29 protein-coding genes and 2 tRNA genes are annotated in these 21,059 nt (G+C 55.9%); 23 read left to right on the forward strand and 8 right to left on the reverse strand.

Annotated features, from left to right (window positions below):
- Window positions 1–344: 344 nt before the first annotated feature.
- The 6 genes from Pla52nx_RS25380 to tig form a co-directional block, all read right to left on the reverse strand.
- The gene (locus tag Pla52nx_RS25380) at window positions 345–815 is read right to left on the reverse strand and encodes a YegJ family protein (RefSeq protein ID WP_197454335.1); all 471 of its coding nucleotides are present in this window, start codon (window positions 813–815) and stop codon (window positions 345–347) included.
- A 174-nt stretch (window positions 816–989) separates the two neighbouring features.
- A tRNA-Lys gene (locus Pla52nx_RS25385) sits at window positions 990–1,062 on the reverse strand.
- A 176-nt stretch (window positions 1,063–1,238) separates the two neighbouring features.
- Window positions 1,239–2,726, reverse strand: coding sequence for an anthranilate synthase component I family protein (locus tag Pla52nx_RS25390; protein WP_146518724.1), 1,488 nt, complete (start codon window positions 2,724–2,726; stop codon window positions 1,239–1,241).
- 42 nt (window positions 2,727–2,768) lie between these two features.
- Entirely contained in the window at window positions 2,769–3,050 is a 282-nt protein-coding gene (locus Pla52nx_RS25395; protein ID WP_146518725.1) for an acylphosphatase, read from the reverse strand.
- Window positions 3,051–3,417: 367 nt separating this feature from the next.
- Window positions 3,418–5,178, reverse strand: coding sequence for a SpoIIE family protein phosphatase (locus Pla52nx_RS25400; RefSeq protein ID WP_146518726.1), 1,761 nt, complete (start codon window positions 5,176–5,178; stop codon window positions 3,418–3,420).
- A 183-nt stretch (window positions 5,179–5,361) separates the two neighbouring features.
- Window positions 5,362–6,870: a trigger factor gene (tig, locus tag Pla52nx_RS25405; RefSeq protein WP_146518727.1), complete on the reverse strand. Its 1,509-nt coding sequence runs from the start codon at window positions 6,868–6,870 to the stop codon at window positions 5,362–5,364.
- A 241-nt stretch (window positions 6,871–7,111) separates the two neighbouring features.
- Here tig and Pla52nx_RS25410 point away from each other — a divergent pair.
- Window positions 7,112–7,184 (forward strand) — tRNA-Gly (locus tag Pla52nx_RS25410).
- A 61-nt stretch (window positions 7,185–7,245) separates the two neighbouring features.
- On the opposite strand, the gene Pla52nx_RS25415 is transcribed toward Pla52nx_RS25410, so the two are convergent.
- On the reverse strand, window positions 7,246–7,389 hold the full coding sequence (locus Pla52nx_RS25415; protein WP_197454336.1) for a hypothetical protein: 144 nt from the start codon (window positions 7,387–7,389) through the stop codon (window positions 7,246–7,248).
- Between the two features lie 108 nt (window positions 7,390–7,497).
- The gene (locus tag Pla52nx_RS25420) at window positions 7,498–7,686 is read right to left on the reverse strand and encodes a hypothetical protein (protein WP_146518728.1); all 189 of its coding nucleotides are present in this window, start codon (window positions 7,684–7,686) and stop codon (window positions 7,498–7,500) included.
- 186 nt (window positions 7,687–7,872) lie between these two features.
- Between Pla52nx_RS25420 and Pla52nx_RS25425 the strand changes: the two genes are divergently transcribed.
- The 22 genes from Pla52nx_RS25425 (at window position 7,873) to secY (ending at window position 21,045) form a co-directional block, all read left to right on the forward strand.
- The gene (locus Pla52nx_RS25425; RefSeq protein WP_146518729.1) at window positions 7,873–8,796 is read left to right on the forward strand and encodes a formylmethanofuran--tetrahydromethanopterin N-formyltransferase; all 924 of its coding nucleotides are present in this window, start codon (window positions 7,873–7,875) and stop codon (window positions 8,794–8,796) included.
- A 227-nt stretch (window positions 8,797–9,023) separates the two neighbouring features.
- Window positions 9,024–9,350, forward strand: coding sequence for a 30S ribosomal protein S10 (gene rpsJ, locus Pla52nx_RS25430; protein ID WP_146518730.1), 327 nt, complete (start codon window positions 9,024–9,026; stop codon window positions 9,348–9,350).
- 284 nt (window positions 9,351–9,634) lie between these two features.
- A complete protein-coding gene (rplC, locus tag Pla52nx_RS25435) occupies window positions 9,635–10,288 on the forward strand; it encodes a 50S ribosomal protein L3 (RefSeq protein ID WP_146519600.1) in 654 nt (217 codons plus the stop codon).
- Between the two features lie 5 nt (window positions 10,289–10,293).
- Window positions 10,294–10,941: a 50S ribosomal protein L4 gene (gene rplD, locus Pla52nx_RS25440; RefSeq protein WP_146518731.1), complete on the forward strand. Its 648-nt coding sequence runs from the start codon at window positions 10,294–10,296 to the stop codon at window positions 10,939–10,941.
- A gap of 88 nt (window positions 10,942–11,029) precedes the next feature.
- A complete protein-coding gene (gene rplW / locus Pla52nx_RS25445; RefSeq protein WP_146518732.1) occupies window positions 11,030–11,353 on the forward strand; it encodes a 50S ribosomal protein L23 in 324 nt (107 codons plus the stop codon).
- 110 nt (window positions 11,354–11,463) lie between these two features.
- The gene (rplB, locus tag Pla52nx_RS25450; RefSeq protein ID WP_146518733.1) at window positions 11,464–12,324 is read left to right on the forward strand and encodes a 50S ribosomal protein L2; all 861 of its coding nucleotides are present in this window, start codon (window positions 11,464–11,466) and stop codon (window positions 12,322–12,324) included.
- 46 nt (window positions 12,325–12,370) lie between these two features.
- The gene (gene rpsS / locus Pla52nx_RS25455; protein ID WP_146518734.1) at window positions 12,371–12,637 is read left to right on the forward strand and encodes a 30S ribosomal protein S19; all 267 of its coding nucleotides are present in this window, start codon (window positions 12,371–12,373) and stop codon (window positions 12,635–12,637) included.
- Window positions 12,638–12,689: 52 nt separating this feature from the next.
- Window positions 12,690–13,049 carry a 50S ribosomal protein L22 gene (gene rplV, locus Pla52nx_RS25460; RefSeq protein ID WP_146518735.1) on the forward strand — a complete coding sequence of 120 codons (360 nt, stop codon included), beginning with the start codon at window positions 12,690–12,692 and terminating at the stop codon, window positions 13,047–13,049.
- A gap of 138 nt (window positions 13,050–13,187) precedes the next feature.
- Entirely contained in the window at window positions 13,188–13,898 is a 711-nt protein-coding gene (gene rpsC / locus Pla52nx_RS25465) for a 30S ribosomal protein S3 (RefSeq protein ID WP_146518736.1), read from the forward strand.
- Window positions 13,837–14,253, forward strand: coding sequence for a 50S ribosomal protein L16 (gene rplP, locus Pla52nx_RS25470; protein ID WP_146518737.1), 417 nt, complete (start codon window positions 13,837–13,839; stop codon window positions 14,251–14,253). Before rpsC ends, rplP begins: the two co-directional genes overlap by 62 nt.
- Before the next feature lie 144 nt (window positions 14,254–14,397).
- Window positions 14,398–14,604, forward strand: a complete 207-nt coding sequence (gene rpmC, locus Pla52nx_RS25475; protein ID WP_146518738.1) for a 50S ribosomal protein L29 — start codon at window positions 14,398–14,400, stop codon at window positions 14,602–14,604.
- Between the two features lie 19 nt (window positions 14,605–14,623).
- Window positions 14,624–14,965 carry a 30S ribosomal protein S17 gene (gene rpsQ, locus Pla52nx_RS25480; RefSeq protein ID WP_146518739.1) on the forward strand — a complete coding sequence of 114 codons (342 nt, stop codon included), beginning with the start codon at window positions 14,624–14,626 and terminating at the stop codon, window positions 14,963–14,965.
- Window positions 14,966–14,998: 33 nt separating this feature from the next.
- On the forward strand, window positions 14,999–15,367 hold the full coding sequence (rplN, locus tag Pla52nx_RS25485) for a 50S ribosomal protein L14 (RefSeq protein ID WP_146518740.1): 369 nt from the start codon (window positions 14,999–15,001) through the stop codon (window positions 15,365–15,367).
- A gap of 124 nt (window positions 15,368–15,491) precedes the next feature.
- The gene (gene rplX / locus Pla52nx_RS25490) at window positions 15,492–15,839 is read left to right on the forward strand and encodes a 50S ribosomal protein L24 (protein WP_146518741.1); all 348 of its coding nucleotides are present in this window, start codon (window positions 15,492–15,494) and stop codon (window positions 15,837–15,839) included.
- Between the two features lie 19 nt (window positions 15,840–15,858).
- The gene (gene rplE, locus Pla52nx_RS25495) at window positions 15,859–16,431 is read left to right on the forward strand and encodes a 50S ribosomal protein L5 (RefSeq protein ID WP_146518742.1); all 573 of its coding nucleotides are present in this window, start codon (window positions 15,859–15,861) and stop codon (window positions 16,429–16,431) included.
- A 93-nt stretch (window positions 16,432–16,524) separates the two neighbouring features.
- The gene (locus Pla52nx_RS25500) at window positions 16,525–16,710 is read left to right on the forward strand and encodes a type Z 30S ribosomal protein S14 (RefSeq protein WP_146518743.1); all 186 of its coding nucleotides are present in this window, start codon (window positions 16,525–16,527) and stop codon (window positions 16,708–16,710) included.
- Between the two features lie 25 nt (window positions 16,711–16,735).
- Window positions 16,736–17,131, forward strand: a complete 396-nt coding sequence (rpsH, locus tag Pla52nx_RS25505; protein WP_146518744.1) for a 30S ribosomal protein S8 — start codon at window positions 16,736–16,738, stop codon at window positions 17,129–17,131.
- A gap of 104 nt (window positions 17,132–17,235) precedes the next feature.
- Complete coding sequence (rplF, locus tag Pla52nx_RS25510) at window positions 17,236–17,775, forward strand: 50S ribosomal protein L6 (protein ID WP_146518745.1); 540 nt, start codon at window positions 17,236–17,238, stop codon at window positions 17,773–17,775.
- A 131-nt stretch (window positions 17,776–17,906) separates the two neighbouring features.
- Window positions 17,907–18,275 carry a 50S ribosomal protein L18 gene (rplR, locus tag Pla52nx_RS25515; protein ID WP_146518746.1) on the forward strand — a complete coding sequence of 123 codons (369 nt, stop codon included), beginning with the start codon at window positions 17,907–17,909 and terminating at the stop codon, window positions 18,273–18,275.
- A 51-nt stretch (window positions 18,276–18,326) separates the two neighbouring features.
- On the forward strand, window positions 18,327–18,872 hold the full coding sequence (gene rpsE / locus Pla52nx_RS25520; protein ID WP_146518747.1) for a 30S ribosomal protein S5: 546 nt from the start codon (window positions 18,327–18,329) through the stop codon (window positions 18,870–18,872).
- A gap of 127 nt (window positions 18,873–18,999) precedes the next feature.
- Window positions 19,000–19,494 (forward strand): 50S ribosomal protein L15, encoded by a 495-nt coding sequence (gene rplO, locus Pla52nx_RS25525; protein WP_146518748.1) that lies wholly within the window; start codon window positions 19,000–19,002, stop codon window positions 19,492–19,494.
- Window positions 19,495–19,641: 147 nt separating this feature from the next.
- On the forward strand, window positions 19,642–21,045 hold the full coding sequence (gene secY / locus Pla52nx_RS25530) for a preprotein translocase subunit SecY (RefSeq protein WP_146518749.1): 1,404 nt from the start codon (window positions 19,642–19,644) through the stop codon (window positions 21,043–21,045).
- Window positions 21,046–21,059: the final 14 nt, after the last annotated feature.

Genomic DNA, 21,059 nt, shown 5'->3' on the forward strand with positions numbered 1-21,059 from the left:
TCCGTTGCAGCCGATAGAGGTACACCTCATGCTTGAACGCTACCCCGATATCAAAGAGGGCAGGACTCTTTGATGGGTGGGGCGTTCGGATTTATCGGGGACTTCTTGATCGCAGCGACCTCGCAATACCAGGCCATGTCGCGCCGACGAAGCAGATTAAGCTGTATGCGTTTCAACTCATGCCAAATCGTTTCCACCTGGCTTCGCGACCGCTTGTTGATCGCGAAATGAACCGGCTCAAAGAGTGAGTGATTTGGCGAGTGAAGTTCTGCACCGACAACTGCGAAATGAATCGGACCAGGGGCTAGAAAAGGCAGATGAGATCACCATCGTGCTGACCTGGATCAGGGGTCGGCGAGCAGAGAACGGTACATCGCGGCTTCTTCCTCTGGCAGCGTCTTCAGCAAGGGACGCATGGTGTAGTTGCCGTGCATCTTGTCGTCACGCATGAACATCCAGTCCGAGATCTCCGACTTCTTGATCGTCCACTCTTGGCCGATCTGGACATTGTTGACGATTCCAGGATCGTTATTGATCGTTCCTTTGAACTCGCCGTTCTGAAAAGAAACTTCGGTGAGCCAAAAATGCTCGGTCTGGCCGTCATCCGTGATCGGGGCTTTCACGGCGTGATCCGTGCCAGTGGGAGCGGATAGCTCGGTGATGAAGGAATCGACTTCGCTGCGGGCCTTTGCAATCGCGTCGTCCATCTCCTGTTGGTCGTAGCCCGAATCGACGAGCGTTTCCGGTTTGGATCGTTCGCCGCCACATCCGCAAGCCACGACGCACAACAGAGCAATGGAGAAGAACCGATTCATGGGATGCTTCGTTGTGTGGGAATGACTTGTCGACCTGAAATCCGGCTGGCTCGCACGAGCGGACGATAATACGAGGCGGGGAAATCGCCGGCTGAAGCCGGTACATCAGCAGGACGGGGCCAACGACGGGCGACAAAAAAAGCCACCACGTGATGTGGTGGCTTTTTCAGACAGTACCCCCGGTAGGGCTCGAACCTACGACCCACGGATTAAGAGTCCGTTGCTCTACCAACTGAGCTACAAGGGCGGGTTTGTTTTTTGATGGAGCCGGCAAACTGGAAAGCAGCGACGTCTCATCTCAGCCCTCAATGTATCGATTGCATCGTGATTTGGCTACACCTTGAACAAGGATTTTTCGCCGCGGGGATGGGGGTGGCCGTTCAGGAGTTGTGGCTCATCGGGGAACTTGGTTGCGGACAATTTCTATGTTCCATCGTGGATTTGAACCGCACGCAGCATTCCCTCGGCTTTGGACCACGTCTCGGCTTCTTCGCCCGCCGGCTCGCTACGAGCGGTGATTCCGCCGCCCACAGGGATTTGCCAATAGCCGCGTGTGGCCGTGATGGTCCGAATCAAGATATTGAAGTCTGCATTGCCTCCGCAACTGATGTAGCCCAACGAGCCACAGTACGGGCCTCTCGGATTGGGCTCCAGAGTGGCGATCGTCTTCATGGCTTCGATTTTTGGTGCCCCCGTGATGCTGCCGCCGGGGAAACAGGCACGCAGGAGATCGACGACGTCCTGATCGGCACGCAAACGGCCGGTGACGACGGAAACGAGATGCTGCACATAGCGATACCGCTCGACTTTGCACAGCTTTTCGACTTCCACGCTGTCGTCTTCACAAACCCGCGACAAGTCGTTTCGCATCAAGTCGACGATCATCACGTTCTCGGCGTGGTCCTTTTTGCTTTCACGTAGCTGCTGGGCAAGTTCCTCGTCACGTCGATCGTCGCCGGTCCTTGGTACGGTTCCCTTGATCGGCCGGGTTTCGACTCGGCCGCCACGGACTTGCAAGAACCCCTCGGGCGAACTGCTGAGCACTTGAAAGTCGCCGCCGTCGTAATAACCACTCATCGGCGCGGGGTTGGCCTTGCGAAGTCGATGGTAAAGCTCGCTCGAACAACAATCCGCTTGGCGAAGTAGTCGTTGGGCCAGGTTGACTTGGAAGCAATCGCCGCCCCGAATCCGCTGAACAATGTCGGCGACGGCACCGCGGAAACCGGCCCCGGTAAAACTGCTGGTCACTCCGGTGTGCTGAGTGGCAAACTGGTTGGTCGGTTTCGCGAGAACGCTCAAAGCCTTTCCTGCGGATTTGCCGTACGCCGGCGTTGCGTCGTTCGAACTCTCAAGGCACCGCATCACGGCATCCGCACGTTGCCGGGCGGCCGTCTCGCGCTGGCTTTCGTCGTCTGCACCGAGACCTTGGCTGACGAGCCAAGCTTCCCCGTTGATGTGATCGACGGCAATGACCCAGTCATAAACGCCCAGTGAGATTGCAGGGGTGGGCAGGTCATCGATTCGACTGGTGCCGACATTTTCCAACCACGTGCCGGCTTCGTATCCGATCAGGCCGGCGATGCCTCCTTGAAATGGCGGCAACTCGGGAGCGTTCGTTGGGGGCAATGACTTGGCCAGGACTTGAAAGTCGTCCCACGGGGCGGGGGCACCGGCATGAACGTCCAGCGTTCGCACCGGATCGGCGGCCAGAAACGAGTAGCGACCACGAGGTGTGTCTTGAACGCTAGCCGCAGGATCGATGCTTGCTGCCTCACTTAGCTGTCCCGTGTTTGCCGCAGTATTCGAATCGAGCCAGATTCGACGTGGCATGTCACCCAGTCGATCAAACGCGACGGCCACGTCAAAACCGGGCGGCAGTTTGCGAACGACAGGGAGCGATGGCGAAGTCATGGTGCGAGTTTGATCGATTTGGGCATCGATGCGAATGGCGGGTCACCAGCGGATGACCAAGCCGCCCTCACGCCCCAACGGTTCCGCCTGTTGAACGTCTGCGAAATCAATCCGGTCACCCATCGTTGTTTTGATCCTTCGCACCAGTTCACGCAAGTCGCCTGGTGGGCCATCAGCGTCCAGCAGCACGCTGCCATCTGGTTCGTTTCGCACGAATCCATGGACGCCCAAACCTCTCGCATGCCCGACGGCGGTGGCGCGGAACCCGACTCCCTGAACGTGCCCTGTGAAACGGACAATGAACCGTCGTTTGTCAGAGGTCATCGGGGGTGCCCTTCCAAGTTTTTGACAGATTCAGTCGATACAAAGGGTAACAGTAGGATTTGCGTTTGGGCGGATGGTGGTGTTCGATTTCGACTGGACTGCTCAAAGTCTGGTGTTGACATTGTTTTTTCAGTCCATGTTTTTGTTCCATGCATCGCAATCAAAATGAGCCTCAGACGCTAGCCGTGGGCCGGCACCACAATCCGCCTCAGGCCCACGGCTAGCGCCTGAGGCTCACTGGGGCCACCAGCTGCGCCGGCAGCAGGGACATAAACTTGCGCAAATCCAAAAAGAAACAACACCAAACTTTGAGCAGTCCAGCCACAACCCCAGCGCTTTATAGCCCAGGCTAATCACAGCTGTCTGGTCAAAGCACGGTTTCGATCACGTCCTCATCGACGGTTTCAACGCCGACCGCGACGGCGGTTTTCGGATTCTCGGTCCGCTCGATGACGACCAAGCACATGTCATCAAAGGGGGGAGCTGCCCCGATGTGCTGATGAACCGCTTGCACAATCCGCCCACAGATCTCTTCGGCGGATCCACCCTTACGCGTGATTTCCCGAACCGCCTCCATGCCGAACTCGTTGTCTTCGGCGTCCATGGCTTCGTTGACGCCATCGGTGTACATCACCAGCACATCACCGGCTTCGACCAGCACCTCGACGGCTTCGTAGTCCATGCCGGTATCGATCGCGATCGGCAATCCGGATTCTTCTTCACCTGGTTCTTCGATCGAACCATCGCAAGCCTTACGCATGACCGGTGCCATGTGGCCGGCGTTGACAATCGTCACATTGGGATTCGCAGGGTCAACGACGATCAGCAGGAACGTCACGAAGCGTTCGACCTCCAGTCGGCTCATGCGATCGTTCAATCGCTCGACCGCGCGGGCCACGTCATGATCACTTGCCAAACAAAACCGTGTCTCTGCCGACAGCTTGGCCATGAACATGGCGGCCGCAACACCGTGCCCGACCACGTCGGCGACCACGATGCCAACGCGTCCGTCACCGAAATGGATGTAATCGAAGTAGTCGCCACCGATGTGGTTGGCGGCTTGATAGTGACTGGCAACGCAAAAGCCTGGCGCGTCGGGCGGCGATTGCGGCAAGAACGCCTGCTGGACTTCAGTCGCCAATTTCAAATCCTGTTCGACTTCGCGTTGATGCAATGCTTGTTCGTGCATCTTGGCGTTGTGGATCAGAATGCCTGCTTGCGCGGCGACGCCGGAGAGCAGGTCAATGTCTTTTTCGACAAACTGCCCGCGGCCCTGCGTGGAGTCGATTTGAATGGCTCCGAACGCTCGCCCTTCGCCATCGGTCAGCGGGGCGCAGATCATACTTTTGATGGAAAAATCCGAGATGGACTCGCTGTTGTCGAATCGACTGTCCTCCATCGCGTCGAAGGACAGGATGGCTTCGCCGCTGCTCATGACTTTGCGAACGATCGTTCGGCTGATGCGAACCGTCTCTGTTTCGTCTCTCACCGCACGAGTGCGAACGAAGCGAGTGACCAGATCGCCCTTGTCGCCTTCCATCACGACAAAGCCGCGGTCGGCGGAGGGGAAGATCACAAACAAACTGTCGAGGACTTTCGGCAGCACCTCGTCGACGGCTTGCACGTTAGCCATGTGTCGACTGATTTCGGTCAACGCGTCCAACTTGGCTTCGGCGGTCGCGCGAACCATCAGTCCGTCGGCGGAGCTTTTGTACTCAACGCGACTGGCGGGCACCATCGAATCGGAGTCCGGTTCGTCGTCGACCATCATGACGCCGAAACTGGAGCCGTCGAAGGTCATTTCTGAGTTCGAGCTACTGCTGGCAAATGCCGGCGTCGCCAAATGATGAAAGACCAACTCGACGTCGCTGATTCGGATCCGGTCACCTTCGTGCAGCGATTGAGCGTTCTGAAGCAACTGGCCGTTGAGGTACGTTCCGTTTCGGCTGCCCAAGTCGAGGACAGAAAAGTTGCCGCCCTCGCGTGTGACCTTGGCATGAAATCGACTGACCGCCCCGGCATCGACCACGATGTGGCAGTCCGGGTGTCGACCGATGGTGGTTTCCGATTCGGTCAACTCGAACCGGCTGGCTCCAGGTGTTCCCGCGTTGGTCGACAGAAAGGCCATCCGAAATACTCTGGGTGTCAATCAATTGAAGGGGCGATAGCACCTGTGCTCTGTCGATCGCGAGAGTTCAGCTATCGTGTGTGATCAGCTATTGCGAGAAACCAGCTGTGCGACGCCCATTGCCAACGATGCGGAAAATCGCCACCCCGGTCGAGGTGGCGATGAACTGTCAAGACAAAGCTCTCAGTCTTTGTCCTTGTCTTTCTTTTCTGGTTCGGTTCCGGGAACCGTGTTGTCGTCGTACTTGGCTTCTGGGATGGCCGAGTCGTCTTTGGTGTCCAAGACGCTGTGCATGACGGCAAACTCTTTGTTGTCCTCTTCGGCTTCATCCTTTGGCACTGGTACTTCGGTGACATCGGCCTCTGCGATGATCAAGTCGACGACCTTGCGTTCGACAATTTGATTGCGGAGCGCGTCCATTTGGCCGGACTTTTCCAAGCGAGCACGAACGCGACGTTCGGGCATGTCGCTCTGCTCGGCGATCAAAGCGATTTCGTCATCGTAGTCGCTCGGCTCGGCATCGATCTGCAATTCCTCTGCGATCTGCTCCAGAACAAAGTGCTCACGCAACGAAGCTTCGGTGGCTTTTTGTGCGTTCTGCCTTGTAGCGTTCACGATGCGTCGGATGGTGTCGTCATCAAAACCACTGCGTCGCAATTCCAGAACTTTGCGTTCCAGTTCGCGTCCGGTTTGGCGACGCACCAGGTCGATGGGCAGCTCAAACTGAACAGACTCGGCCAACAGATCAGAGACGCTCTTGCGGACGGCTTGTTGAGTACGGTACTCGGCTTGGCGGGTCAGCGAATCACGAACAAACGAACGCAGTTCTTCTTCGGATTCAAAATCACCCAGCTCTTCGAGCAGCTTTGGCGTCAACGCGGGGCGTTCCAGTTTCAGAACTTCCAGCACGCTGACCTTCGCGTCGATTTCTTTGTCACGCAGGTCTTCCGGTTCGACGTTGGCACCCAGTTTGACTTTCACGTCGACCGTATCGCCTTCTTTGGCTCCGGTCAGTTTTTCGCCAAAGCTTTCGCAGACGGCATCGGCAAAGGAGACGCGTTCACTGAGCGTGATGCGTTGTTCTTCGAGCTTGGAAAGCATCTTGCCGTTGTTGGAGAACTCGATCGTGACCGACAAGCGGTCTTTGAGTTCCGCGGGTTCATCGGTGGCTTCTAAAGTTGCTTGGCGATCCAGCACGCGATTGAGCGCTTCGGTGACATCTTCGTCTTCAATCGCTTCGACCGGTTTCTGGACTTTCAAGCCCTTCCACTTTGGCGTTGCGAACTCGGGACGCACCTCGATGGTGAACTGATAGATGAAGTCGCCTTCTTCGGGTACTTCGATCGACTTGTATTCAAAGTCGGGCTCACTGATCGCCGAGAATTCTTGCTTCTCGGTGACCTGGGACAGGCTGTCCATCAGCAAAGATCCCTTGACCTGCTCGATGACTCGTTCGCGGAATTGTTTTTCCACCAATTTTCGAGGAGCGCGGCCGGCTCGGAAGCCAGGCACTTGGGCCTCGGGAACGAGTTCGTCGTAGGCGTCTTTGAGGTAACGCTGGACTTCGGACTGCGGGATGGTGACCACGACTTCGCGGACGCAAGCTTGCGGCGATTTGACATCCACCGACAACTGAATCGGTGGTTTTGTTTCCGCAACGTCGGTGGTTTCGGGCTCGGTTGAGGTGGACATCCTTTTTACAGACCTTCAGATCTCGTGAATTGTTTGGGAAAGAAGCTTTTGCCGCTGACGAGATTTTCAAGGAAAGGAAATCCCGAGAGTCGGATTCAGCGGGCGAACCCAAGAATTTACCGGCAAAGCGACGAAATCAGCAAGCGGGTTCTTTGCCCAAGATCAAACTTTGCGGCTCAAGTTTCGTTGGTGGGGTTGCCGATGGAAAAATTCTATCGATAATCTCTGATCTCGATGACATGCGGCTGTAGCTCAGTTGGCAGAGCATCACGTTGCCAACGTGATTGTCGTGGGTTCGAATCCCATCAGCCGCTCTCGTGAAAAAACAAAAAACGCCCCGTGGGAAACTCCTCACGGGGCGTTTTTTATGCCTTTTCAGCGTTTCTCTCGCTTGGGTCTCACGATGAAGTTCCCAATGTCGACCAAATCAACGACCCGCTCGCCCGGATTGTTCACCGGATTATTCATGCGGATGATTGATTTTACCGCAAGCAGATTCCTGACAATGAGTTGTGACATCGTTGGGAAATGCAGATTGTTTTTCACAACCCGACGCGTAAGCGAGGGATTTACCGAGTATCCCTCGCTTGCGCGTCGGGTTGTGAATCATCCGGGCTAGCGGGCTTCTCACAGGTCGGCCTTCTCGTTGCCATCTTCGTCGTAGCGATTGATCGCAAAATACACGAAGGGAACGGGCAAACAGGGGATCAGCAGAGCAAAAAACCACTCGATCGCCATCGCCAGCACCACGCTGATGACGACGAACCCCAGCCAGAGCCACCACGTGTCTCGCCAAAGCCCCAGCAATTGTTTCACCGCTCGCCTCCCAATTGATTCGATCCCGACGTCCAGAGTTTGCCAGCGCAAGTTGTAGCCCACGCGACCGCATGCGATCCAGTCGGTGCTTTCCCGCGTCGGCGTGATGCCCCAAGATACGTGTCCACCGCTTGCGTCCATTTCGCACGCAGAACTATGCCGTCCAGCCATCCACCAGGACTCGTCATGCCGGAACTGAAAGAATTAGTCGAGGACACATATGCAGAAGGATTCCGCAGTATTTACGGGGAAATTCTGATCACCGCTCGAGACGATCGCTGGCTCAAGCACTGCGTCCACGCGGTCACCGGTCATGCATCGAGCACGATCCTGTGCGACTGCGAAGCCGGCGTCGCCCAGTGGATCGATGCCGAGTCGGCCGCCGCCGGAGCGACCCCGGACGGGCGACCGGGAGCAGTCGTGCAGTTTCACGTCCCGAGATTTCGCAAGGACAGGGAAGAGCACCTTGGAAAAGTCATGTTGGCCCGCATCAGCCAAAACGTGCTCACTTGCCCTACAGCCGCCTGCTTTAATCGCCTGGACACCGATCCGTACTTCAAACTTGGTCGCAAAGTTGCCCTGTTTGGCGACCGGCATCAATTTCGTGACGTGCGGCACGGCCACAAAGGCTGGGTCGTTCCGATTCTCGGGGGCGAATTCTTTTTGTCACGCCGATTCGGGTTTCGTGACGGAGTGATGGGCGGAAACCTATGGTTCTTGGGTTCCAGTGTCGATATCGCGTTGGACGCCGCCGAGCGAGCCGCGATTGCCGCAGAGGAAACACCGGGAGTCATCACGACGTTTCCAGGCGGAGTCGCGGCCAGCGGATCCAAAGCCGGCAGTAGCTACGATTTTTTGATCGCCGCAACGTATGCCGAGTTTTGCCCCACGCTACGTGACAAATTAGGCGAAAAAAGTAAAGTTCCCGAAGGGGTCGCCAGCATCATGGAGATCATCGTCAACGGCCAAGACCTGGAGTCGATCGAGAACGCAACGCGAGCAGCGATTCTGGCGGCCGCGCAAACGCCGGGCTTGACGCGAATCACGGCGGGGAATTACGGAGGGCGACTGGGCAAGTCGCTTGTCTATCTTCACAAGTTGATAGCGTAAAACGCCGAAAAAGCAGGGTTGTCGGTCGTTTTGGCGATGGTCCCAAAAAGAAATTTCACGAAACCTACAAAAGCCGTTGACGACAACCAGTCGCGGCTCTACATTCTCGCCCTCCCAGCCGGAGAAATTCCTGATGGGCCGGACGCGGTTCAGATTCGCAGGCTTGCCTGCCGATGAAGACCACTTCCTAGTCAGCAAAACTCAAACCCAAAACTGGATAGCCGAACGTGTCAGCCGGAGCAAGCGAAGTCATTCGAATTCGTATGGAAGCGTACGATCACTCCGTGCTGGATCAAAGTGCTCAGGAGATCGTCGACACGGTCAAGCGAACTCATAGCGAAGTTCACGGACCGATCCCGTTGCCGACTCGCATTGAGCGATACACCGTGCTGTCCAGTCCGTTTGTGAACAAGAAGGCTCGTCAGCAGTACGAGATTCGGACCCACAAACGCTTGATCGACATCGTCCAGGCAACTGCGAAGACGATCGAAGCTTTGAACAAATTGAGTCTGCCTGCTGGTGTCGATATCAAAATCAAGGCATCGGCAAGGTAGTTTGCTTGCACTGCAGTTCATCGACTTGATGTCGTTGATTTGCGTGTGTGGCACTGATTTTTTTCTGTCGAGCGGGAGCGTTTCCCGCATGGCAGTGTAGTTGTACCAAGTTTCAGGTTGGTTTCCGGATGAACGGAAGCTGGCGCGAAAACGCGGAGATGCCAATTCGGGCGTAGCCGGCTGATCGCGTCAGTGTGCTTGAAATTCAACACGAACGACGAGCGTCTCGGTGAAGCCGAGGCGGGATAGCTATGTCACCATCAATTTTGGGCCGCAAAGTCGGCATGACTCAGATTTACCTGGAAGACGGAACGGTTGTTCCTGTCACCGTGGTGAAGGCTGGGCCCTGTCAAGTGTTGCAGGTTCGTACGCAGGAGCGTGACGGCTACCAGGCAGTTCAGTTGGGTTTTGAGGACAAGCCACGTCGCCTGGCCAGTCGCAGCGAGCGAGGTCATGTCGCCAAGCTTGAGAGCAAGCGGTCTAAGAAACGCTCCGCCAGTGGTGTTGAGCTGGTTGCTAAGGCCGGGTGCGAGCCTCAGCGATACATTCGCGAGTTCCGCGGTGAGTCGGATCTGCAAGTTGGCTCGACCGTCACGGTTGACTTGTTCAATGATGTCAAGCGAGTGGATGTCACCGCGACGAGCAAGGGCCGCGGCTTCAGTGGCGTCATGAAGCGACACAATTTCTCGGGTCAGCGTGCAACGCACGGTGTCAAGAAAGTGCACCGCCACGCTGGTGGTACCGGTTGCAGTGCTTCGCCAAGCCGATTGTTCAAGGGCATTCGGATGGCCGGCCAATATGGGAATGTAAAGACCACGACCCGCAATCTGGAGCTCGTGGGTGTCGATACCGAAGAGAATCTGATTTTGATTCGCGGTTCCGTTCCCGGCCCAAATGGTGGCTTTGTCACTGTCCGCAAAACGAACAAGGTGGGTTGAGGATCATGGCGACATTACCAGTATTTAGCGAGACCGGCGAAGAAGTCGGGACCTACGAAATCGATACCGACGCAATCGTCGATCGAGTGAGCAAACAGTTGCTGCATGACGCAGTGGTGATGTACCAGGCTAACATGCGAATGGGCACGCACTACGCACGTACGCGTAGCGAAGTCAGCGGAACCAACAAGAAATTGTATCGCCAAAAAGGTACCGGTCACGCACGTGCCGGTGGTAAGCGATCGGTCGTCCGTCGTGGCGGTGGTGTTGCCAAGACGATTAAGCCTCGTGACTACAGCTATCGGTTGCCCAAAAAGGCGTTGCGTCAAGCGACGAAGATGGCGATTCGTTCGCGAATCGATGATGGCGAACTGATGGTAATTGACACTTTGGCGTTCGATACGCCAAAGACGTCCCGCATGGCTTCGGTCCTGAAGGCTCTTGGGCTGGAAGGCACGACCACGTTGGTTGCCGTGGCCGACCAAGACCCGGCAGTATTCAAAAGCGGGCGAAATATCCCTGGAGTGGATGTCCAGCCTGTTCGGCAGCTCAACGCATTGTCGGTGTTAAAGCCCAATCGTGTGTTGGTAACCAAGGGTGCGTTGGACAAGATCAAGGACGGATCGTTCGCGGCAAACGGCGCGGAAGCCTGATTGGCACCGGAGCTGAGTCAGAACCAAGCCGAGTCAGAACCGAGCCGAAGCAAACAGACGCTGAGTATCAAAAAGACAGAACGAAACCATGGCACACATCCAGCCTCCCAAGAAACCCGAAACGAAAATCCAGTTGGAGCCGCATCAAGTATTGTTGCGCCCGCTGGTGACCGAAAAGGGTGTGCACCGAGCGACTCGGCATAACCAGTACGCGTTCGAGGTTCATCGCGACGCGACCAAAGATGAAATCAAAGCTGCAGTAGAAGAGTTGTTTAGCGTCAAGGTCGCAAAGGTCCGGACGCAGAATCGTAAAGGAAAGTTTCGTCGTTATCGTTTCCGCATCGGACGCACGTCGGATTGGAAGCGGGCGATTGTCCAGCTTCAGTCCGATCACCGTATTGACTTCTTCTAAGCCGATCCGCTGTGAAGAAAACGGCTGGGCTAAAAATGGCTCAGTAAACATGGCTCACCAGGCCGCGATCATACGCAACGCAAACACGCACTGACAATTAGCAGACGATTATGGGTATTCGAATTTACAAGCCGACCAGCGCCGGACGCAGAAATGCATCCGTTAGCGATTTCGCTGAGCTGACGCCAGGCTACGACGTCGAAAAGTCGCTGTTGCGTCCCAAACGCAAGACTGGCGGCCGGAACAATCAAGGGAAGATCACCGCGCGGCACCGCGGCGGCGGTCACAAGCAGATGTACCGCGTGATGGATTTCCGTCGCGTCAAAGATGGGGTGCAGGCCACGGTCGATTCGATCCAGTACGACCCCAATCGCTCGGCTCGCATCGCATTGTTGAAGTATGCGGACGGCACCAAGAGCTATGTCGTTGCCCCGATGGGCGTCAAGGCAGGCGACAAACTGATGAACGGTCCGGATGCACCTCCGACCGTCGGTAACTGCTTGCCAATGAAAAACATCCCGTTGGGCACAGAAGTGTGCTGCATCGAAATGCGAATCGGTGGAGGAGCTGTGCTGTGTCGTTCAGCCGGAACGCGTGCGACATTGATGGCACGCGAAGCCGATTGGGCTCAGTTGCAGTTGCCCAGCGGCGAAGTCCGCCGAGTTCCGAGTGTCTGCCGGGCAACGGTTGGCCAAGTCGGAAACAGTGAACACATGAACGTTCGCCTGGGTAAAGCCGGGCGGGCAAGATGGTTGGGTCGCCGTCCACATGTTCGTGGTACCGCGATGAACCCGATCGACCACCCGCACGGTGGTGGTGAGGGTCGGACCAAGGGCGGTCGTCACCCGGTCAGCCCGCAGGGCAAGAGCGCCAAGGGTGGAGCGACACGCCAGAAGCGAAAACCAAGCAACAGCTCGATCGTTCGCCGCCGCAAGAGCAAGCGGTACGGTCAACTGAAGCTGCACAAGTAACCAAGAAACACACAAAACCCTCCGTCCGAAGCGGTAGCTGAGCGATATGAGCCGAAGTAGCAAGAAGGGACCTTACGTCGACCCGAAGTTGTTTTTCAAAGTGCAAAAACAAGCCGAGTCGGGTAAGCCAGAGCCGATCAAAACCTGGGCACGTGCTTGCACCATTGTTCCCGAGTTCGTGAACCTGACGTTCATGGTGCACGACGGACGCAAGCACGTTCCGGTGAAGGTCACCGAGGACATGGTCGGCCACAAGCTGGGTGAATTTGCTCCGACGCGGACGTTCAAGGGCCACGGCGGCAAGAAGAAGTAGTAACGGCGTAAGTTAGAAGTCCGGCGCGACGCTAAAACGACAGAGAAACAAAATGGCACAATTCACCGCACGATATAAAGGGGCTCACATCAGCGCACGTAAAGTGCGTCTGCTGGCGAACCTGGTTCGCGGAATGTATGCGGACGAAGCTTTGGACGCGTTGAAGTATCAGCCCCAGCGTGGCGCTCGGATGCTGGAAAAAGTCATCCAAAGTGCAGTCGGAAATGCTCAGGACCCCGATCAAAATGAAGGCGTCTCGCGCCGAGCCGAAGAACTGGTGTTGACGGACGTTCGCATCGACGGCGGGCCGATGTTCAAGCGGATGCGTCCTCGCTCACGCGGAAGCGCATTCATGATCAAGAAACGCAGCAGCCACATCACGGTGGGGCTGACGCCGATCGAAGAGATCTAACGAAGAGACATGTCGCCAAGAGGCATGTCGCCAAGAGGCATAGTGCGACCCGATCCAGTCGCACGGAACGCTGGCAGCACAACGAATCAGCAGCGCAACAAACCACTGTTTAAAACAAAAAAGCGAGAGTCCTGAGCAATGGGCCAAAAAGTAAATCCGATCGCATTTCGAACCGGCGTCACCCGTGGCTGGACGAGCCGTTGGTACGCGTCGAAGCAGGATTTTGCGGACCTGTTGGTCGAAGATCGCAAGCTGCGAAACTTCATCACCAACCACCCGAAAAAGACACAGTACAAAAGTGCCGGAATCGACCGGATCGAGATCGAGCGTACCCGCGACGAAGTTCGCGTCATGATGTATGTCGCTCGCCCCGGTTTGATCATTGGCAAGAAGGGACAAGAGATCGAGATTCTGCAAGCAGAATTGCAGAACTTGATCGGACGACGGATCAACTTGAAGGTCGAGGAAGTCGGCCGGCCTGAGTTGCAGGCTCAGTTGGTCGCAGAAGACATCGGACAGCAGTTGCAAAAACGATCGAGTTTTCGTCGGACGATGAAACGATCGTTGGAGCAGACGATGGACGCCGGAGCCAAAGGGATCAAGATCCAGTTGGCCGGGCGATTGGGCGGTGCCGAAATGGCTCGCCGCGAAAAACAAAGCATGGGCTCGATTCCATTGAGCACGTTGCAAGCGAAGATTGATTACGGAAGGACCGAAGCGATGACGCCACAGGGGCACATCGGGATTCAGGTCTGGATAAACCAAGGTACTTACGGAGACGACGCCGATGGCTCTGATGCCCAAACGGGTCAAGCATCGAAAAAGCCAAAGAGGGCGCATAAAAGGTAGTGCGACTCGAGGCAACACGGTCGTCTTTGGCGATTTTGGCATCCAGTCCCTAGATGCGGGATGGATCAAAGCCACGACGATCGAAGCAGGACGGATTGCGGCTCAGCAATACGTTCGCGGTGAAGGCAAGCTGTACATTCGAATCTTTCCCGACAAGTCGGTGACCAGCACCCCGCTGGAAACACGGATGGGTAAAGGTAAGGGTGAGCCTGACTTCTGGGCCGCGGTCGTTAAGCCAGGAACGATCCTGTACGAACTCGGTGGTGTGACGGAACAACAAGCAAAGGTTTGTTTTGCCCGATTGGCAAGCAAGCTGCCGGTGAAGGTGCGTTTCGTGCATCGCCGGACCATGTGAGTTGTGTCGTCGACACACACAAACCATCGTCAGTGACCCACCCGGTCGCTGACGCTCGACAAACTAGACAACGTCAGACAAATCAAACGATCGATCCTCCGATCGATCAATCACCCAGCGATCAATCGTCAGCAAGGTCCCACCATGACCACCAATGCCGAACTGAGAGAAATGAGCGACGAGCAGTTGCAAGCGACCGCCAATGAAGCGGCGCAGACACTGTTTCGTTTGCGGTTTCAATCACAATCTGAGCGTTTGAACACGCCCAGTGATATCCGTAAAAACCGTCGACTCATCGCGAGGATCAAAACGATCCAAAGCGAACGAGTCCACGCGGCCGCCACCAAGTAGTTAGCAGAAGCGAACGAGCATGCCAAAACGTGTTGTTTCAGGGATCGTGACCAGCGACAAGATGGATAAAACCCGTCGTGTCGAAATCAACCGCTCGGTCAAGCACCCGAAGTACAAGAAATACGTCAAACGCCGCACCGTCTGTCACGTCCATGACGAGAACAATGAGTCCGGCACAGGCGATTTGGTTGAGATCATCGAGTCGCAACCGTTGAGCAAGCTGAAGCGTTGGAGCCTCGTTCGAGTGATCGAAAAGAGCACCGCCGTGGACGTCGCCGCTCTGCGTGCTGCTCGCAAGGTCGCCGAAGAAGCAGAAGCCGCGGGTGTCGGTGTGACACAGTCGGAAGAGTCGGACTCCTAACAGTTACCCGCAAGCCTTTACCAGTCAACAGTCATGATCCAACAAGAATCCCGTCTGGACGTTGCCGACAACACCGGTGCTCGAGAAGTGATGTGCATCAAGGTGCTCGGCGGTAGCCGTCGGCGTTTTGCCGGCCTGGGTGACATCATCGTGTGCAGCGTCAAAAGCGTGATCCCCGGCAGCGATATCAAAAAGAAAGCCATCGTGCGTGCGGTCATCGTTCGCACCAAGCAACCCACACGTCGGCCCGACGGCAGCTACATCAAGTTTGACAGCAACGCCGTCGTCATCATCGACAAAGACAAATCACCACGAGGCACTCGAATTTTCGGTGCCGTCGCTCGCGAGTTGCGAGACAACAGTTTCATGAAGATCGTCAGCTTGGCAAACGAAGTCGTCTGATCACGAAGTTGTCTGATTGCGAGCCCCAGTCGACATTCGACACTCGCCAGCGGACTCTCGCAGTCGACCGCCAAACCACGTTCACTACCCTCCCATACATTCCTAAGACAAAGCGTTCAGAGCCATGCTCCTCCGCGTCAACGACGAAGTCATCGTGATTGCCGGTGCCAGTAAAGGCCACCGAGGCAAAGTGCTGAAGATCGACCGCAAGAAGAACAAAGTGGTCGTCGAAGGTGCCGCGTTGGTCAAGAAGCACGTGCGTCGAAGCCAAAAGAATCCGCAAGGCGGACGTTTGAGCAAAGAGATGCCGATCAGCGCCAGCAATGTGATGTTGATCGATCCCAAGACCAACCAGCCCACCCGCGTCGGTGCTCGGTACTTGGCCGATGGCAGCAAAGAACGTTTTGCTAAGAAGACCGGCAACAGCTTGGGCACCATTGCTCCGGCACGCGAAACGTACGCACAGAAGTAATTAACGCAGCAGATTCGCAATGACCAACAAACCAAGACTTCAAGTGGCCTACGAGGATACCATTCGCAAAGCGATGGTGGAAAAGTACGGCTATACCAATCCGCATCAAGTCCCGGCGTTGACCAAGATCACGCTCAACATGGGTGTGGGGGCTGCGATCGGTGACAAAAAGATCCTGGATCTCGCCTACGACGCGATGACCCAGATCGCAGGTCAAAAGCCGGTCTACACGCTGGCTCGCAAGTCCATCGCAGGTTTCCGTCTGCGTGAAGGCATGCCGATCGGCTGCATGGTGACTCTGCGTCGCCAGCACATGTACGAATTCCTCGATCGTTTGGTGGCGGTCGTCCTTCCCCGAGTACGTGACTTTCGCGGTATCAGCCGCAAAGCGTTCGACGGGAACGGTAATTACACCATGGGATTGACCGAGCAGTTGGTTTTCCCGGAACTGAACCCCGACAAGTTCACTCGCCCTCAGGGCATGAACATCACGGTGGTCACGACGGCGAAGAGCAACGACGAAGCTCGTGATTTGTTGGAGATGTTTGGCATGCCCTTCAAACAACTCCCCAAGAAAGAGAATGCCGCCTGATCGGTCAGGCAGCAACATTTTGGTCGATTCACTTGGTAGTGGGTCGAATGGAACGCAGTCCTTAGAAACGTTTTTGAAACCTAAAGGCAGTCCGTGGCAAGTAAATCGAAAATCGCCAAGGCAAACCGGAAGCCGAAGTTTAGCAGTCGTCAGGAGAACCGTTGCAAGTTCTGCGGACGTCCGCGATCGGTGTATCGCAAATTTGGCCTTTGCCGAATCTGTTTCCGTCAAAACGCGGACTTGGGGTTGATCCCCGGTGTCCGTAAGGCCAGTTGGTGAACACACGCAGCGGAACTTATTAGCCATGATGACAGACCCCATTGCCGACATGCTCACCCGCATCCGTAACGCCGTTCGCGTCGAGCGAACGTTCGTGGATGTCCCCGCCAGCCGCGTCAAGCGAGGAATCGCCGACGTGCTCAAACGCGAGGGATTCATTTGGGATTGGCAGGAAGTAGAGGCCGAACCGGTCGCTCACCTTCGTTTGGAACTTAAATACGGTTCCAACGGTGAACGCGTGATCCAAACGATCCGCCGAATGAGCAAACCCGGACGTCGGTTGTATACCCGATCAAAAGAATTGAAGCCGGTCCTGGGTGGACTGGGCATTAGCATCATCAGCTCCAGCAAAGGCGTGATCAGCGACCGCGAGGCGCGACGCGACAATGTTGGTGGTGAAGTTTTGTGCGAGGTCTCCTGATCGAGTCTCACTGCCACCTCGTTGAGGTGGCCCGAGCCGATTTGGAAACGCTTCGCCGCGACGACAAACAACAGCAGATTGAATTCAATCGTAAGTGAACTGATATGAGCCGAGTTGGAAAAAAACCGATTCCGATCCCCAGCGGTGTGACCGTCAGCGTCAACGATCGCTTGGTCGTCGTCGAAGGCAGCAAGGGCAAGCTGGATTACCAGCATCGCCCCGAAGTAACGGTCGCTGTGGAAGACGGTCAAGTCGTCGTCGCCCGTGGTGGGGACGATCGAACGCGACGTGAAGTCCATGGACTGACTCGCGCACTGATCGCTAACATGATCGAAGGCGTGACCAACGGTTACGAACGCAAACTGGAAATCGTCGGTGTGGGTTATCTGGCAGCCATCGCCGGTGACACCCTGCAGCTGCGTGTCGGCTTTGCGAACGAACTGCACCAAAAAATTCCGACCGGTTTGACCGTCACCTGCCCCGACCAAACCCACGTGGTGGTTCAAGGCTGTGACAAGCAACTGGTCACTCAGTTCGCTGCGGAAGTCCGCTCGCTGAGAAAGCCTGAGCCGTACAAGGGCAAGGGAATTCGCTACCAAGGCGAACAGATCAAGCTGAAGGCTGGTAAGGCCGCGTCGAAATAATACGATTTACTCGCCTCCGCGGGTGATTTCACAAGCTGCAATACAATTGGCGTCCGCAGAGAGTCGTTTTCTTCGGATCGCACACCACAACCCTTTATCCATGGGCCGGTCCAAATCCGATCGGCAAAAAAATGGACAAGAACAAGAAACTACAGAAACAGCGCAAGCGACGGAGCAATCACGTTCGCAATTCGCTCAAAGGCACCGATGGGCACCCACGCCTATGTGTCCAGCGGTCGCTGAAACATTTTGCCGCTCAGTTGGTCGACGACAGCAAAGGCCACACCGTGGTCAGTGCCAGCACGCACAGCAAAGACGTCAAGTCGGCCGTCAGTCAAGGCGGAAACTGTGATGCCGCCGCTGCCGTCGGCAAAGCGATCGCAGAGAAAGCGATCGCAGCCGGAATCACGCAAGTGAAGATGGACCGCGGACACAATCGCTACCACGGACGAGTCAAAGCGTTCGCAGATGCGGCTCGTGAAGCCGGTTTGCAGTTTTGATGATCAGACAAGACAGAGACTCACTCAACGCCCATTTCGAGGGTTGGTACCATTAGTAACGCAAGAGATTCAAATCAACGCCGCAAACGTGACAGCAAGCCAAAGGAAGAGGGCTTGGCCGATGGTTTGCTCGATCGCGTGGTGAAGATCAAACGCTGTGCCGCTGTGGTCAAAGGCGGTCGCCGATTCAGCTTTGCCGCCATGGTCGTCGTCGGCGACGGTCGTGGTCGTGTGGGCTGGGGTTATGGCAAGGCCAACGAAGTGCCCCCAAGCGTGCAAAAGGCTCAGAAACAAGCCAGTCGCAGCATGATCGCCGTCCCTTTGGTTCAGGGAACCATCCCTCACCAAGTCTGGGGCAGCTTTGGCGCCGCCAAGGTGTTGCTGATCCCCGCCGGCGCAGGTACCGGTATTATCGCCGGCCAAGCTGTGCGTGCGGTCTGCGAAGCCTGTGGGATTCACGACATTTTGACCAAGTCGTACGGGACCAACAATCCTGTCACGCTGGTCAAAGCGACGGTGGAAGCACTGACGAAGTTGCGAACTCGCGAAGAAACAGCCGCATTGCGTGGATTGACGGTCGAAGAACTGACCGCCTGATCCAAAATCAAATACATATCGGTCGATCGGTTGCCTGTGGCGACGGTTCGACTGCCCGTCGCGATCGGACAATCACTCGCGAAACTCAGTTGCTCCAACCTAAGCATACGTAGAAAACGGTCACGTCATGAATTTGAACGACGTCCATCGCGGGATTCAGAAGTTCCGCAAACGCAAACGAATCGGTCGTGGTCCCGGTAGCGGACACGGCAAGACATCCGGTCGTGGACATAAGGGTCACAAGAGCCGCAGCGGTTACTCGCGTAAACCGAGTTTCCAAGGCGGTGCCATGCCCATGTTCCGCCGCATCCCTAAGCGTGGTTTCAACAACCGTTGGGCTGTCACTGTCTTTGCTGTTAATATCGGCAAGCTGAACGATCACTTCGACGACGGCGCAGACGTGACCTTGGAGTCGATGGCGGCCAAGGACGTTGCCAAAGGCAGCTTTGACGAGGTCAAGGTGCTCGGTGACGGCGAGTTGACCAAGAAGCTCAACGTGCACGCACATCGCTTCAGCAAATCGGCCGAGGAAAAAATCCTCGCCGCAGGCGGTACCGTCAACAAACTGGTTGCCAAACGCACGCCGGCAGAACGCGTTGCCTCGCTAAAGGCTGAAAAGTAATTCGCCTCCCGGCAAAGATTTGCCCTCCGTGAGCGAAAAGTCCGCTATCGCTCCAAAAGAGCCGAATCGATACACTTTGGCAGGTTTGAGCCGGGACAAGAGGTTCCGGTCAAATACTGACATGAATTTTTAGGCACGGTACAACGCATGTACGAAAAACTGCGAATCATTTTCTCGATTCCGGAACTCCGCAAAAAGGTCATGCTGACCTTGGGTTTGCTGGCGATCTATCGAATCGGGTTCCACATCCCCCTGCCGATGATCGCGACCGATTTGGGCGCGTCAGCCGGTGGCGGCGGCGCTGCGGACTTCCTGGAAAAGGTCAGCTTGTTTGCCGCGAGCGATTTGCGTCAGGCAACCATCTTTGGTCTCGGGATCATGCCTTACATTTCGGCATCGATCATCATCCAGTTGCTCGGAACGGTCTACAAACCGTTGGAGGAACTGAAGAAGGAAGGCGAGGCCGGCCGTAAGAAGATCAACGAATACACTCGATACCTGACCGTCGCGATCTGTATCATCCAGAGCTGGATGTACCTCAAGTTCATGTTGATGGCCGGCGGTCCCAGTGGCTACGGATTGATCAATGCAAACTTCTTGAACGCCTCCGGGGAATCGCTGTATTTCGGTTGGCAGATCGTTGCAGTGATGGTGATGACCTGCGGAACGGTGTTCCTGATGTGGTTGGGCGAGCAGATCGATGAACACGGGATCGGAAACGGGATCAGCCTGCTGATCATGGCGGGGATCTTGGCCCAAATGCCCAAGGCCCTGTATGAGCTGGTTCGAAACATGAAGACCGAACTGACGGGCTTGAGCCGCGGTCAGGTCGGCATTGAAACGTTGATTCTGTTGGCGATCCTGTTCATCGCGGTCGTCGTCGGTGTGGTGTTCATCACCTTAGGACAGCGAAAGATTCCGACGCAGTCGGCCAAGTTCACTCGTGGTCGCCGTGTCTACGGCGGCTCGCGTCAAAACTTGCCTCTGCGAATCAACCAAGCCGGCGTGATGCCGATCATTTTCGCCAGCAGCTTGTTGATGATCCCGAGCGTGTTCTTTGGGTTCATGGCCGGACAGTTTGATACCGAAGGCAGCATGTTCAAGGGACTGAACTTGATCAGTCTCACGATGGGCGATCAGACTTCGTACTTCTTTAATCTCTTGTACGTCATGCTGATTTTCTTCTTCTGTTATTTCTGGACGGCGATCACGTTCAATCCCAAGGAAATCTCGGACAACCTTCGCGACAGCGGCACGTTCATTCCTGGATACCGTCCGGGCAAGCGGACCACGGACTACATCGAAAAGGTGATGGTTCGTATCACCTATGTCGGTGCAGGATTCCTTGCCTTGGTTGCGATCGTTCCGACGATCATCTACGGATCGCTGGGTGTGCCCTACTCGATCGCCGGTTTCTATGGCGGTACGGGTTTGTTGATCGCAGTCAGTGTCGCCTTTGACTTGGTCCAAAAGATCGACAGCCACTTGGTCATGCGGAACTACCGCGGACTGCTGGAAGGTGCTGGCGGCGGCGTGACCCCAGTCGTTTGATCGGGGTCTGATTC

This window comes from Stieleria varia (genome assembly GCF_038443385.1).
GTDB lineage: Bacteria > Planctomycetota > Planctomycetia > Pirellulales > Pirellulaceae > Stieleria > Stieleria varia.

Bases quoted from the DNA above. Each gene is read 5' to 3' on its own strand.
- rplE (WP_146518742.1), top strand. From the start codon at position 15,859: ATGACCAACAAACCAAGACTTCAAGTGGCCTACGAGGATACCATTCGC.
- Pla52nx_RS25425 (WP_146518729.1), top strand. From the start codon at position 7,873: ATGCCGGAACTGAAAGAATTAGTCGAGGACACATATGCAGAAGGATTC.
- Pla52nx_RS25390 (WP_146518724.1), bottom strand. From the start codon at position 2,726: ATGACTTCGCCATCGCTCCCTGTCGTTCGCAAACTGCCGCCCGGTTTT.
- rplV (WP_146518735.1), top strand. From the start codon at position 12,690: ATGGCACAATTCACCGCACGATATAAAGGGGCTCACATCAGCGCACGT.
- rplD (WP_146518731.1), top strand. From the start codon at position 10,294: ATGGCGACATTACCAGTATTTAGCGAGACCGGCGAAGAAGTCGGGACC.
- rpsH (WP_146518744.1), top strand. From the start codon at position 16,736: ATGATGACAGACCCCATTGCCGACATGCTCACCCGCATCCGTAACGCC.
- rplR (WP_146518746.1), top strand. From the start codon at position 17,907: ATGGACAAGAACAAGAAACTACAGAAACAGCGCAAGCGACGGAGCAAT.
- tig (WP_146518727.1), bottom strand. From the start codon at position 6,870: ATGTCCACCTCAACCGAGCCCGAAACCACCGACGTTGCGGAAACAAAA.
- rplN (WP_146518740.1), top strand. From the start codon at position 14,999: ATGATCCAACAAGAATCCCGTCTGGACGTTGCCGACAACACCGGTGCT.
- Pla52nx_RS25415 (WP_197454336.1), bottom strand. From the start codon at position 7,389: ATGTCACAACTCATTGTCAGGAATCTGCTTGCGGTAAAATCAATCATC.
- rplP (WP_146518737.1), top strand. From the start codon at position 13,837: ATGGCTCTGATGCCCAAACGGGTCAAGCATCGAAAAAGCCAAAGAGGG.
- rplB (WP_146518733.1), top strand. From the start codon at position 11,464: ATGGGTATTCGAATTTACAAGCCGACCAGCGCCGGACGCAGAAATGCA.
- rpmC (WP_146518738.1), top strand. From the start codon at position 14,398: ATGACCACCAATGCCGAACTGAGAGAAATGAGCGACGAGCAGTTGCAA.
- Pla52nx_RS25380 (WP_197454335.1), bottom strand. From the start codon at position 815: ATGAATCGGTTCTTCTCCATTGCTCTGTTGTGCGTCGTGGCTTGCGGA.
- Pla52nx_RS25400 (WP_146518726.1), bottom strand. From the start codon at position 5,178: ATGGCCTTTCTGTCGACCAACGCGGGAACACCTGGAGCCAGCCGGTTC.
- rplF (WP_146518745.1), top strand. From the start codon at position 17,236: ATGAGCCGAGTTGGAAAAAAACCGATTCCGATCCCCAGCGGTGTGACC.
- secY (WP_146518749.1), top strand. From the start codon at position 19,642: ATGTACGAAAAACTGCGAATCATTTTCTCGATTCCGGAACTCCGCAAA.
- rplO (WP_146518748.1), top strand. From the start codon at position 19,000: ATGAATTTGAACGACGTCCATCGCGGGATTCAGAAGTTCCGCAAACGC.
- rpsS (WP_146518734.1), top strand. From the start codon at position 12,371: ATGAGCCGAAGTAGCAAGAAGGGACCTTACGTCGACCCGAAGTTGTTT.
- rpsC (WP_146518736.1), top strand. From the start codon at position 13,188: ATGGGCCAAAAAGTAAATCCGATCGCATTTCGAACCGGCGTCACCCGT.
- rplX (WP_146518741.1), top strand. From the start codon at position 15,492: ATGCTCCTCCGCGTCAACGACGAAGTCATCGTGATTGCCGGTGCCAGT.
- rplC (WP_146519600.1), top strand. From the start codon at position 9,635: ATGACTCAGATTTACCTGGAAGACGGAACGGTTGTTCCTGTCACCGTG.
- rpsQ (WP_146518739.1), top strand. From the start codon at position 14,624: ATGCCAAAACGTGTTGTTTCAGGGATCGTGACCAGCGACAAGATGGAT.
- Pla52nx_RS25395 (WP_146518725.1), bottom strand. From the start codon at position 3,050: ATGACCTCTGACAAACGACGGTTCATTGTCCGTTTCACAGGGCACGTT.
- rplW (WP_146518732.1), top strand. From the start codon at position 11,030: ATGGCACACATCCAGCCTCCCAAGAAACCCGAAACGAAAATCCAGTTG.